The 12,615-nt window shown below is 73.4% G+C and carries 11 protein-coding genes; 1 reads left to right on the top strand and 10 read right to left on the bottom strand.

Going from position 1 to position 12,615, the window contains the following annotated elements:
- Positions 1-87 precede the first annotated feature (87 nt).
- Positions 88-420, bottom strand: a complete 333-nt coding sequence (clpS, locus tag ACYC1Z_RS05220; protein ID WP_461408482.1) for an ATP-dependent Clp protease adapter ClpS — start codon at positions 418-420, stop codon at positions 88-90.
- Between the two features lie 110 nt (positions 421-530).
- Here clpS and ACYC1Z_RS05215 point away from each other — a divergent pair, with 110 nt between their 5' ends.
- Positions 531-1,904 carry a nicotinate phosphoribosyltransferase gene (locus tag ACYC1Z_RS05215; RefSeq protein ID WP_461408481.1) on the top strand — a complete coding sequence of 458 codons (1,374 nt, stop codon included), beginning with the start codon at positions 531-533 and terminating at the stop codon, positions 1,902-1,904.
- Between the two features lie 156 nt (positions 1,905-2,060).
- Here ACYC1Z_RS05215 and ACYC1Z_RS05210 read toward each other — a convergent pair whose 3' ends face one another.
- From ACYC1Z_RS05210 to ACYC1Z_RS05170, 9 genes are all read right to left on the bottom strand, one after another.
- A complete protein-coding gene (locus tag ACYC1Z_RS05210) occupies positions 2,061-2,216 on the bottom strand; it encodes a hypothetical protein (protein ID WP_461408480.1) in 156 nt (51 codons plus the stop codon).
- 139 nt (positions 2,217-2,355) lie between these two features.
- Positions 2,356-4,191, bottom strand: a complete 1,836-nt coding sequence (locus tag ACYC1Z_RS05205) for a DEAD/DEAH box helicase (RefSeq protein WP_461408479.1) — start codon at positions 4,189-4,191, stop codon at positions 2,356-2,358.
- Positions 4,188-4,550, bottom strand: coding sequence for a DUF3039 domain-containing protein (locus ACYC1Z_RS05200; RefSeq protein ID WP_461408478.1), 363 nt, complete (start codon positions 4,548-4,550; stop codon positions 4,188-4,190). Before ACYC1Z_RS05200 ends, ACYC1Z_RS05205 begins: the two co-directional genes overlap by 4 nt.
- Positions 4,551-4,727: 177 nt before the next feature.
- Positions 4,728-5,516 (bottom strand): glucosamine-6-phosphate deaminase, encoded by a 789-nt coding sequence (gene nagB, locus ACYC1Z_RS05195; protein WP_461408477.1) that lies wholly within the window; start codon positions 5,514-5,516, stop codon positions 4,728-4,730.
- Between the two features lie 211 nt (positions 5,517-5,727).
- Complete coding sequence (locus ACYC1Z_RS05190) at positions 5,728-6,012, bottom strand: HU family DNA-binding protein (protein WP_461408476.1); 285 nt, start codon at positions 6,010-6,012, stop codon at positions 5,728-5,730.
- 183 nt (positions 6,013-6,195) lie between these two features.
- Complete coding sequence (locus ACYC1Z_RS05185; protein WP_461408475.1) at positions 6,196-9,837, bottom strand: DEAD/DEAH box helicase; 3,642 nt, start codon at positions 9,835-9,837, stop codon at positions 6,196-6,198.
- A gap of 306 nt (positions 9,838-10,143) precedes the next feature.
- Entirely contained in the window at positions 10,144-10,434 is a 291-nt protein-coding gene (locus ACYC1Z_RS05180) for a hypothetical protein (protein ID WP_461408474.1), read from the bottom strand.
- Positions 10,435-10,474: 40 nt separating this feature from the next.
- Positions 10,475-11,464 (bottom strand): ABC transporter permease subunit, encoded by a 990-nt coding sequence (locus ACYC1Z_RS05175; protein WP_461408473.1) that lies wholly within the window; start codon positions 11,462-11,464, stop codon positions 10,475-10,477.
- Positions 11,461-12,516 carry an ABC transporter ATP-binding protein gene (locus ACYC1Z_RS05170; RefSeq protein ID WP_461408472.1) on the bottom strand — a complete coding sequence of 352 codons (1,056 nt, stop codon included), beginning with the start codon at positions 12,514-12,516 and terminating at the stop codon, positions 11,461-11,463. The genes ACYC1Z_RS05175 and ACYC1Z_RS05170 overlap by 4 nt, the downstream gene beginning before the upstream one ends.
- Positions 12,517-12,615 lie beyond the last annotated feature (99 nt).

Raw genomic sequence — 12,615 nt, 5'->3', positions numbered from 1 at the left:
GTCGGCGACGAGCCGGGCGATCACCGCCCGCTCGGCCGACTCCAGCCGCGAGACGTACCCGACGGAACCTGCGACGAACGCCCGCACCTACGCCTCCTCCTGCTCGAGGGTGGCCCACAGGCCGTAGGCATGCATGGCCTGCACGTCCGCCTCCATCTTCTCGCGCGAGCCGTGGGAGACGATCGCGCGGCCCTCGGTGTGCACCCGCATCATCAGCCGGGTCGCGGTCGGCTCGTCATAGCCGAAGTACGTCTGGAACACGTACGTCACATAGCTCATGAGGTTGACCGGGTCGTTCCAGACGGAGGTGCGCCAGGGTCGCTCGGGGACGACCTGGTCCGCCGCGCCCGTGGCCTCCTGCTCCGCGGGCGCGGTCGCGACGCGCAGGTGCCAGGGCGCGGTGGGAGTCACAGTGCCCACTGTAGGCAATCGGTGCGCCCGGCCGGGTGCGGGCCTGTGCACGGCGCTGGACGGGGCCACACGTGCGCCGGCGAGTGGTCCCTGGCGATAGGTTTCCTCCCATGCGGACAATGGGCATCACGAGCACGGCCTTGCTGACGGACATGTACGAACTGACGATGATCGAGGGCGCGCTGGCCTCCGGGACGGCGCACCGCCGCAGCGCGTTCGAGGTCTTCGCACGGCGCCTGCCGGCCGGCCGCCGGTACGGGGTGGTGGCCGGTACGGGCCGGGTGCTCGACGCCGTCGCCGCCTTCACGTTCGGCCCCGAGGAGATCGACTTCCTCGCCGCCACGCAGGTGGTGGGTGAGAAGACCCTGGAGTTCCTGAGTGAGTACCGGTTCCGCGGGGACATCACCGGCTACGCCGAGGGCGAGTGCTTCTTCCCGGGCTCGCCGGTGATGACGGTCGAGGGCACGTTCGCCGAGGCCGTCGTGCTCGAGACGATCGTGCTCTCGATCCTCAACCACGACAGCGCGGTCGCGGCCGCCGCCTCCCGGATGACCGCTGCGGCCCACGGGCGCCCGTGCCTGGAGATGGGGGCGCGGCGCACCCACGAGACCGCCGCGGTCGCCGCGGCGCGCGCGGCCGCCGTCGGCGGGTTCGTCGGAACGTCCACGCTGGAGGGCGGCCGCTCGTTCGGCATCCGGACCATCGGCACCGCCGCGCACTCCTTCACGCTCCTGCACGACGACGAGGCGGCGGCGTTCGCGGCGCAGGTGGCGACGCTGGGGCCGGGCACCACGCTGCTGGTGGACACCTACGACGTCCGGCGCGGCGTCGAGCGGGCCGTGGCGACGGCTCGTGCCGCCGGCGGGGAGCTGGGTGCCGTCCGGCTGGACTCCGGGGACCTGCTGGCGCAGGCCTTCGCGGTGCGCGAGCAGCTCGACGCCCTCGGCGCCACGAGCACCAAGATCACGGTGACGTCCGACCTGGACGAGTACGCCATCGCCGCGCTCGGCGCGGCGCCGGTGGACTCCTACGGGGTCGGCACGCGGCTCGTGACCGGCTCGGGCCACCCCACCGCGGAGCTGGTCTACAAGCTCGTCGCCCGCGAGGACGCGAACGGCCGCATGGCGGAGGTCGCGAAGGAGTCGACGTCCAAGACCTCCCTCGGTGGCCGCAAGTCCGCCGGGCGGGTGCTCACGCACGGCTACGCCGCCGAGGAGCTGGTGGTGGCTGCCTCGGACGCCGACGCCGCACTGGCCGAGCTGGAACGGGCCGGGGCACGGCCGCTCCAGGTGCCCCTGGTGCGCGGCGGGGACATCGCCGACGAGCACCGGGGCCCGGCGGCGGTCGTCGCGGCCCGGGAACGGCACCTCGCCTCACGCGCGGAACTCCCGTACGCCGCGTGGCGCCTCTCCGACGGCGAGCCCGCCATCTCCACCCGGCACGTCGACATCGACCCGGTCGACGACCCGGCGGGCACCGACCCCGTCGGGTGAACCCACTCTCGGCGACATCGTCCGAGCCGCGCCCTCGGTCCCCGGGATATGGGCCCGACTCCCGGGACATGGACCCGTCCTCGCCCCGTCCCGCGTGGCGTGGCCACTGGTGACCCCGTCCGGCGGGCGCCCGCGCGTCCGGCGGGCGCCCGCGCGCTACATGCGGGTCCTCCCGCGGCCGACCAGGCCGAAAATGAGTGAGACGACGACGACGGCGATGCCGATCCAGATGAGCACCTTGGCGGCCTCGATGGCGACGCCCAGGATGAGCATCACGACACCGACGATGATGAGAATGAGCCACGTGGACATGTCGCTCCCCTTCCTTCAGGGGCGTGGGACCGCCGCTCGACGGTGACCAGATCGCCCCGGACGCCCGCAAGCGTCGCAGGGATGGGGCCGGGCCGCATCCGATCGGTTCCCGGGCCGGCTGCATCCGCTCGGGCGGTACTCAGCGCCGGCCCACGAACCACTTCCGCAGCAGGGTGATGCGCGCCTCGATCTCCTCGGTGCGCGCCAGGGCCACCTCGGGCCCACCGCACGTGTTGCGCAGATCCGCGTGGACCACGCCGTGGGGGGTGCCGGAGCGGCGCGACCACGCGGAGACGAGGGTGTTGAGCTCCTTGCGGGCGGCGGCGCGGCGGCGGTGGTCGTCGACGCGGGTGTTCTCGTCCCGGGCGGCCTTCGCCTTGGCCTCCCGCTTCTGCATCTTGAGCTGCTCGGTCTGCCGGGCCCGCAGCAGCGTGGTGACCTGGTCCGGCTCGAGCAGCCCGGGCAGGCCCAAGTACTCCTGCTCCTCCACGGACCCGACGGCGGCGCCGGTACCGAACTCGCCGCCGTCGAAGAGGACCTTGTCGAACGTGGCCTGGGCCTCCAGGGCCTCGAAGCCGGGGAGCATCAGGTCGTCGGACGCCTGCTCGGCTCGGTTCGCCTGGGCGACGAGGGCGTCCTCGGGGGTGAAGAACGTGCCCTTCTCCTCGGCGGTGAGGACCCTGTCGAGGGCGTGGTCGCGCTCGACCTCGAGCTCGCCGGCCAGGGCGAGGAGGTGGGGCACCGACGGCAGGAACACCGACGCCGTCTCGCCACGGCGGCGGGCCCGGACGAACCGGCCCACGGCCTGGGCGAAGAACAGCGGCGTGGCCGTCGCCGTGGCGTAGACGCCGACGGCGAGTCGGGGGACGTCGACGCCCTCGGAGACCATGCGCACGGCCACCATCCACCGCTGCGTGCCGGCGGCGAACTCGTCGATCCGGGCGCCCGAACCGTCGTCGTCGGACAGGACGACGACGGCCGGCTCGCCGGTGATCCCACGCAGGGTCTTGGCGTAGGCGCGTGCCACGGTCTGGTCGGTGGCGATGACCAGCCCACCGGCGTCGGGCACGGCGCGGCGGACCTCGATGAGGCGCTGGTCGGCGGCGGCCAGGACGGCGGGGATCCACTCCCCCACCGGGTCCAGGGCGGTGCGCCAGGCCTGTGCGGTCATGTCCTTGGTCATCGCCTCGCCGAGGTCGGCGGAGACCTCGTCGCCGGCCTTCGTGCGCCAGCGCATCTGGCCGGAGTAGCTGAGGAAGATGACCGGGCGGACGACGCCGTCGCGCAGGGCGTCGCCGTAGTTGTAGGAGAAGTCCGCGCGGGAGCGGCGCACGCCGTCGGAGCCGCGTTGGTACTCCACGAACGGGATGGCGGCGGTGTCGGAGCGGAACGGCGTCCCGGTCAGCGACAGGCGCCGGCGGGCCGGCTCGAACGCCTCACGGACGGCATCGCCCCAGCTGAAGGCGTCGCCGCCGTGGTGGACCTCGTCCAGGATGACGAGCGTCGGCGCAGCCTGGGTGCGGGCCCGGTGCAGGGCGGCGTTGGCGGCGACCTGGGCGTACGTCACGGCGACGCCGTCGAAGGAGTCGCCGTGGCGCCCCTGGGAGTTCTTGAACGCGGGGTCGAGCTGGACGCCGACGCGCGCAGCGGCGTCGGCCCACTGGGACTTGAGGTGCTCGGTGGGGCAGACCACCGTCACGCGGCGGACGACGCCGCGGGCGAGCAGCTCGGTGGCCACCCGCAGCGCGAAGGTCGTCTTACCCGCGCCCGGGGTGGCGACGGCGAGGAAGTCGCGCGGCTCGGCCGTCAGGTACTGCTCGAGCGCGTCGGCCTGCCAGGCGCGCAGACGCGACGCCGTGCCCCAGGCCGCCCGCGCGGGGAACGCGGGCGGGAGCTGCTCGGCCGCCGCCGTGGAGACGGCGTGCGGACCGGGAGCCTGGGTCGTCGTCGACCTGCGCTGGTGCGGGGCGGTCACTCCCCGTTTCCTGCGGACGAGCCGCCGCGATCGCGGCCGAAGGGCCAGCCACGGCCCTTGCCGGCGCCGTCACCGCCGGGGTTCATGCCCTCCAAGATCGCCTTGCACGTGGGGCACACCGGGTACTTCTTGGGGTCACGGCCGGGGGTCCACACCTTGCCGCACAGGGCGATGACAGGCTGACCGGTGACCGCCGACGCGGTGATCTTGTCCTTGCGGACGTAGTGCGCGTACCGCTCGTCATCCCCCGGGGAGACCTGCTCGCGCACCTCCTCGCGCTCGAGCACGCTGGTGCCGCCGGCCGGCTGGCTGGAGGGGGGCTGGGGGCCCGTCGGCTGGTCCGGGGACGAAGTGCTCATGCCGACCAGTCTAAGCGTGCGGCACCCGCCGCGGCGGGTGCTCGGTGGGCGATTCGACTCGTTCCGGGCGTGCTTCACGGCTCCCGCATGGCTGCCGCCGCACAGCTCGGCGCACGACTGCCACCGCGCCAGTGCACCACTACCGATGCGCCGGGGCACCACTGCCGCCGCGCCGGCTCACAGCTCGAGCCACGCCGGCCTGGCGGCGCGCATCTCGCGGTAGTAGGCGGCGAGCTCGAGCCGGGCGGCGGCGTCGTCGTCGAGCAGGACGGTGACGTGCTGGTGGTGCTGGAGCACGGTCCCCGGCCAGCGGGCGCTGACCGCTCCCTCGACGAGCTGGTGGACCGCTTCGGCCTTCGCCCCACCGGTGGCCAGGAGGACGAGGTGGCGGGCGGACATGATCGTGCCCAGGCCCTGGGTCACGGCAAGCCGCGGCACGGCGGCGACGTCGCCGTCGAAGAAGCGGGCGTTGTCGCGGCGGGTCTGCTCGGTCAGGACCTCCACCCGGGTGCGCGAGGCGAGGGAGGAACCAGGCTCGTTGAACCCGACGTGGCCGTTGGCGCCGATCCCCAGGATCTGGAGGTCGACCCCGCCGGCGGCGGCGATCGCGGCGTCGTAGGCGTCGCACGCGGCGAGCAGGTCGTCCGCGCCGCCGTCCGGGGCCCGCACGGCGTCGGGTGCGAAGTCGACGGCGTCGACCAGCTCGCGGTCGATGACGTTGCGGTACCTCTCGGGATGCTCGGGTGGCAGGCCGACGTACTCGTCGAGCAGGAAGGCGCGCGCCCGGGCGAAGCTCAGCCGGCCGTCGCGGTGGCGGTGGCGGTGGATCAGCTCCTGGTAGACGGGCAGCGGCGTGGAGCCGGTGGCAAGCCCGAGCACGGCGTCGGGCCGGACGGTCAGCAGCCGCTCGATCGCGTCGGCGGCGAGGGTGGCGACGACGTCGCCGGTGTCGATCACGACCTCCACGGCGACACCTCCTTGGGGTGGGCTGGTGCGGGGCGCAACGCGATGCTGTGGTGAGGATCTGCCGGTGATCTGCCGGCAAAGTCTCACCACAGTGTGGCGGCAGGCACGCTCCGGGGCGGCGCGGCCGACGGCACGCGGCACGCGGCACGGCAGTGAAGCGGGACGGGCAGGACCGTCGCGGTCCTGCCCGTCCGTGCTCGTCAGCGCAAGATCACTTGCTGGAGACGGCCTTCTTCAGCGCGGAGCCGGCCGAGATCTTCACGCCGTAGCCGGCGGGGATCTGGATCTCCTCACCCGTGCGGGGGTTGCGGCCCGTGCGGGCCGCGCGCTCGACGCGCTCGATCGACAGCAGGCCGGTGACCTTGACGGCCTCACCCTTGCCGAGGGAGTCCACCAGGACCTCCTGGAGCGCAGACAGAGCGGCGTCGGCATCGGTCTTGGTGAGCGAGGCGCGCTCGGCAATGGCGGCGACGAGCTCGGTGCGGTTGACGGACATGAAATCCCTCTCATCGTTCGGTTCGGGCACCTCGGACATCGGCGCCACTAGCGCCAGACATTACGCACCCGTCGCCGCAGTTGTCGCATTCACGCGCCAGTTTTCCGCGTGTCTCCGCCAAGTTTGAGCCGTTGCGAGGTCACGTTCGTCACACCGGTCACATCTGCCACATCTTTCGCCGACCTACTCGAGGAGGGCGCGGACGTCGTCGGCGCTCAGGGCGGCGTCCGCCAGGGCGGCGTCGGACATGACGCTCTGGAACAGCCTGGCCTTGTTCTCCTTCAGCGCCATGACCTTCTCCTCGATCGTGTCCTTGGCGACGAGGCGGTACACCATCACCGAACGGGTCTGCCCGATGCGGTGGACGCGGTCGACCGCCTGGGCCTCGGTGGCCGGGTTCCACCACGGGTCCAGCAGGATGCAGTAGTCGGCCTCGGTGAGGTTCAGCCCGACCCCGCCGGCCTTGAGGCTGATGAGGAACACGGGGGCGTCGCCGGCGCGGAACCGCTCGATCACCTCCGCGCGGCGGCGGGTGCGGCCGTCGAGGTAGCAGTACGCGGTGCCCGCGGCGTCGAGGCGTTCGCGAACCCGCCCGAGGAACCCGGTGAACTGGCTGAAGATCAGCGTTCGGTGGCCCTCGGCGACGACGTCGTCGAGGAGCTCGAGGAGGATGTCGAGCTTGGTGGCGGGGACGCCGGCGTAGGCCTCGTCCACGAGGGAGGGGTCGAGGCTGAGCTGGCGCAGCAGGGTGAGCGAGCGGAAGATCGCGAACCGGTTCTTGTCCATGTCCTCGATGAGCCCGAGGACCTTCTGCCGCTCGCGTTGGAGGTGGCGCTGGTAGACGGTGCGGTGCCGCGGGGCCAGCTCGACCTCGATGACCTGCTCCTGCTTGGCGGGCAGGTCCTTGGCGACCTGCTCCTTCGTGCGGCGCAGCAGCAACGGGGTGATGCGGCGCTGGAGTTGGGCGAGGCGGGCGCGGTCGCCGTCGCGCTCGATGGGGCGCCGGTAGTACTCCTCGAAGCGTTTGAGGTTGGGGAAGAGCCCGGGTGCCACGATGGCGAGCAGCGCCCACAGTTCGGTGAGGTTGTTCTCCATCGGGGTACCGGTGATCGCCAGCTTGAACGGGGCGGCGAGCCGCCTGGCGCACTGGTACGCCTTCGACTGGTGGTTCTTGACGGTCTGGGCCTCGTCGAGGACGAGCCCGGACCACTCGAGCGCGGCGTACTCCTCGAACTCCAGCCGGAACAGTGTGTAGGAGGTGACGACGACGTCGGCGCCGGCGGTGACGTCGTCGAGCGGGACGCCGCGGCGGGCCTGGGTCTCGAACACGCCCACCACCCGCAGGTCCGGGGTGAACCTGGCGGCCTCGGCGACCCAGTTGCCCACCACCGATGTCGGTGCGACGACGAGGAACGGCCCGGTGCCCGCCGAGGCGGCATCACCGCTCCCGCGCCCGTCCGCCGCAGGTGTGCCCGCACCGGGGGCACCGCCCGCGTCACGCGCCCGCTCGTGGTGGCGGGCGAAGAGGGCGAGCGTCTGGATCGTCTTGCCCAGGCCCATGTCGTCGGCGAGGACCCCACCGAGGCCGTGCTCGGCCAGCCGGGTGAGCCACGCGTAGCCGTCCTGCTGGTAGGACCGCAGGTCCGCGTGCAGCGACGCGGGTACGGGCACGTCGGCGGCAACCCGCGGTCCGTCGGGCTGCTCACCGCCGGACCGCTCGCCGTCGCGCGGCTCCCGCCCCGGTCGATGCTCGCCGCGCCACCCGCCGAGCAGGGCCCCCACCGAGCGGCGCCACTGCTCGGCCTGCTCGGTGACGACCCCCAGCGCCTCGAGCTCCTCCCACAGACCCGCCTGGAAGCGGCTGATCCGCAGGCCCCGGGTGCCGGGGTCCTGCAGGGCGCGCGCCTCCTCGATGAGGTCCCTCAACTGGGTGAGCTCGGGGCGGTCGAGCCGGAAGAAGATGCCGCTGGGCAGGACCAGGTGCTCGTCGTCGCGGGCGAGCGCAAGGAAGAGGTCGTTGAACGGGATGTCCGCACCGTCGATGCTGACGGTGACGCCGAGGTCGAACCAGTCCCGGTCGTCGGCGCGGCTCGTGGTGGACAGCGCGATGACCGGGGCCCCCTCGGCGGCCCGGAACTCGGCCGGCTCACCCTCCTCGACCACGACGATGTCCGGGTGTGCGCGCAGGCTCGGGAGCACGTCGAGCGTGAAGACGACCGCATCCATCCCCTCGAGCACGGCGCGCGCGGCCAGCCGGGGGGCGCCGTCGACCGACTCGGCCAGCGCCGGGACGCCGGCCGGCGGGAGCCCGACGGACTCGAGCAGAGCGGTCTCGGCGGCCCGGTCGCGGTAGGCCCGCTCCCCCGGGACCGGATGGAGTCGCATCGGGACCCCGGCCTCGCTGCCACCCGACGGCGCGGGGGCACCGCGGCGTTCCGGCACCTCCTCCGGTGGCGCACCGGGGGGCGACGCGCGGTAGCGCCAGCTCCACGCCAGCTCGAGGCGGTGTCGGTCGAGGTGGTGGAGCTCGAGACGGAGGGCGGGGCGCGGCGCGTCGGGGACCTCGAACGTGGCATCGCGGGACACGAGGGGTACAGCACTGCTGAGCAGTGGCAGGTAACCGGTGGTGAAGTCCTCGACCGCCTCGGCCGGGACCCGGATCGTGCTGCGCCGGGCGACGGCCTCGATCAGGGCGACGCCGGCCGGTTGCGCCAGGCGCGTCAGCGTCACCGCGCCCACGACCCCGGGGCCGGTCCCCGCCTGCCACGAATACATCCCGTGTGCCGGCGACCCGACGAGCACGAGCCGTTCAAGATCGACGGGCTCACCCGCGACCGTCACGGTGGGGAGGAGCTCCAGGCCCTCGCCGTCCTGGCGGACGTCGAGGCTCACCCGGCCGGGCTCGGGCGAGAGCAGGACCGGGCGGGCAGCCTTACCGGCCTGGACGAAGGACAGGCCGACGGCGGCCGCCTGCTCGAACACGTCCCAGATCTGAGCGGCGGCGACGTCGTCGAGGTAGATCCACTGGTCGTTGGCCGCGTAGCGGTAGATGTCGCCGCCATCGAGCTGGGCGATGGTGCGGAGCACCTGGACGTGCTCGGACGGGTAGCCGACCGGCCGGTAGGTCAGGTCCCGCCAGGAGATCCCGGTGCGCACCCAGCGGCCGGTCGTCGAGCGGCGCACGGGACGCATGCCGAGGCGCACGGACGCCACCCGGCGCGCCCGGTGCCACGCCGGGGCACCGGCGGTGCCGCCCACCTCGATCTGGAGCGCGAGCTCTCCCACGGCTGCGGCGGGCTCCCGGGACGGCAGGAGCCGGTCCAACTGCGAGCGCCAGCCGCCGCCGGTGCCGCCGGTGCCGCCGGTGCCGCCAGTGCCGAGCTCCTCCCGGGCGCGCAGGAGGAGGGCGGCGACGTGCTTGCAGTTCCAGCCGACGGGGCAGGTGCAGATCCCCTCGACCGGTCGCACGAGACCGGCGTCGTCCGCGGCGAGGGTGACCGTGACGACGTAGGGCGACGGGCCGTTGCCGGTCACCTTGCCCACGATCCGGGTGCGGCCCGCCGAGGCGAGCATCTGGACCACGTGGCCGCTGTGGGCATACTGCCGGCCCCGCTCGAACGCACCGCCCCCGACGAGCCGACGGACGTCCTGCTCGGGAATCATGTCCACGTTTCTAGCACGGCCCTCGGACACCCCCGGCCCTCGGACACCACGGAGCGGCGACAAGAAGGCGCCCCAGCGCCAGACCCGCTCCGCCGCGCCGTACCGGTCCGGCGGGGACGGGAGGTCGAGCGGCGCACCGTCGACGGCGAACGGCGGGGGCACATGGTCGATCCTGCCGTAGGGCGATGACCGGCTGAGCGTCCGGGGCGGGCCGATCGGTGATCCCGGTACCGGCAGCTCCGACGTGGGCCCGGCCGGGGACGACCCGGTCACCGAGGAGGTCGCCGGCACCGCTCCCCGCGCCGGCAGGGCCTGGAGTTCGTGCGCCACCCGGGCGAGGCTGACCCGCCCGAGTGCACCGCGGCGTCCACCCGCGCCGCGAGGAGCGCCATGACCGCGGCAGCGACGAGGTACCCCGTCGCGTGGTCGAGCGCCTGGACCGGCAGCGCACCGGGCCGCCAGGCGGCGTCACTGTCCCGGGTGTCGGGCCGGCCGTCGCGGTGGGCGATGCCGCTCGCCGCCATGACGGAACGAGTCGAAGGCCGCGACGACGTCGCCGCTGTCGACGGCGATCACGCGCGGCCGGCCCCGCCGCTGCGACAGCGCCCGCGCGGCCCGGGCAGCGGCCAGGACTGATGCCACGGCGAGACCATCGACGTCGAGCGGCCCACCCCAGGGGTGGCGTGGCCCCCGGACCTCGATGACGTCGACCGGCGCGAGGGCGAGGGCGGGCGCGGACGCCGGCCACGGCAGCGTCACGGCAGCGACACTCCCATGGTCGCGCAGCAGCGGGAAGGGGTCAGGCGACGTCGCGACGGCGGAACACCAGCCCGGCGACGACGACCACCACCACGACGCCGGCCCCGAGGTATCCGGCCGCCTGTGCGAGGCTCAGGGCGCGCTCCGCGCTCTCGCACGACGTCCCGGTCGGACCGGTGGTGCAGGAGTCCACGTAGTACACGGTGCCACCGAGCATCCAGCTCTCGATGTTCCGCATCAGCAGCCACGGCTGGAAGCGGCTCAGGACACCGCTGAACATCCCCTCGACGACGATGAAGTAGCCGACGGCGACGCCGAGAACGGCCGCGGTGTGCTTCAGGAGGAAACCGAGCGCCGCCCCCACGACCGCCGCCGCGCACGTGATGGCGAGGAGGCGCAGCCCCATCCACCCGGCCTCGCCCCAGTGCTGGGACGTCATGGTGTCCGCGAGCGCGAAGCGGTCGGCGATCAGCCACGTCCCCCCTGTCGTCACGAGCAGCAGGAGCATCGCCACGGGGAGCACCACCAGCCCGGCGGCGAGCAGCTTCGAGGCGTAGACGAGCAGGCGGCGCGGCTCGAACGTGAGCCAGTTACCGATCGCGCCCGTGCTGATCTCGGCGGCCGTCCCGGTCGCGCCGACCAGGAGCGCGGCGAAGAGGAGGAGCGTTCCGAGCGCCGAGAGCTGACCGGGCAGCTGGTCCGGCAGCTGCGGGGCCGTCATGACGAACCACTCGCGCTGGGGCTCCTGCTGCTCGCATCCGAAGTCGAGCTCCGTGCCCTCGAGCTCCGACTGTCGCGCCTGGTCCTCCAGGCACTGGGCGATCATCTCCTGGCCGTTCTCCTCCCAGTCGGCCAGGGCCTGCTGGTAGTAGCGCTCCGCCTCGGCGGTCTGCGCCGGGCTCATCGGCTTGGCGGTCTGCCACGTAGCGAACAGCAGCGCCCCGGTGGCCAGCAGTGCGCCGACGAACGCGGCGATCACCAGGTACCGGGACAGCAGGCGGCGCAGCTCGACCCTGGTGAGGTGGATCATCGGGCGTCTCCCTCGGCCTCGTGCTGCGCGGAGGCGGGGCCCGGCGGGGCGGGCTGCCCGAGCCCGGAGCCGCGGCGGGCGCGGCGGGCGCGGCGGGCGCGGCGGGTCGCGGGGATCTCGCCGAGGCCCTCGCCGCTGGTCAGCGCGAGGAACACGGACTCCAGGCCGGCACGGACCGGGACGAGCTCGCCGACGTAGATGTGCCGCTGCGCCAGCAGGTAGGTGATGTGCGCAGGCTCCGGCACCCCGCTCACGACGAGCATCGCGCCGTCCCGCTCGACGTCGAGACCCGCGGCCGTGAGCACCGACCCCGCCGCGGCGGGGTCGGTGACACCCACCCGCACTGCGGTGGTGGCACGGGCACCGATGACGTCGTCGACGCGGCCCGAGGCGAGCAGCCGGCCGTGGCCGATGATGGAGACGGTGTCGGCGACCTGCTCGACCTCGGCGAGGATGTGGCTGCTGACGAGGACGGTGCGGCCCTCGTCCGCCAGGTGGCGCATAGTCTCGCGGATCTCCCGGATGCCGGCCGGGTCGAGGCCGTTGGTCGGCTCGTCGAAGATGAGCAGGTCGGGCGACTTCAGGAGGGTCGCGGCGATCGCGAGGCGCTGCTTCATACCGAGGGAGTAGCCGCGGTAGCGGTCCTTGCCCCGGTCGCCCAGACCGGTCTGGGCGAGGACCTCACCGACCCGGGTGCGCGGCGCCCCGATGGCGTCGGCGAGGAGGGAGAGGTTCTTCACCCCGGTGAAGGCGGGGAAGAACTTGGGCGACTCCACGATGGCGCCCACGCGGCCGACGACGTCGGGCAGCCGCTCGGGGACCGGCTGGTCGAAGATCCGCATGGTGCCGGAGTCGGCGCGGACGAGGCCGAGCAGCATCCGGATCGAGGTCGTCTTGCCGGACCCGTTGGGTCCGAGGAAGCCGTGCACGCCACCCACCGGAACCTTCAGGTCCAGGCTCTCGACGGCGACCTGCCGACCGCGGGCGGTCCGGTAGGTCTTACGGAGGCGGGTGGTGTCGATCGCCAGGTCGGCGGTCGGGGACGAGCTCATCGGCGATGCTCCTGCGCATGGTGGTGGTTCCGGGGACCCTGGGCGGAGGGTATCGGACGTTCCCGGGCCGCGATCCCGCGCCTCGCCGCGCCGGCGCCG

The organism is Georgenia sp. (assembly GCF_054605595.1).
This window is presented reverse-complemented; position numbering and strand designations above follow the sequence as displayed.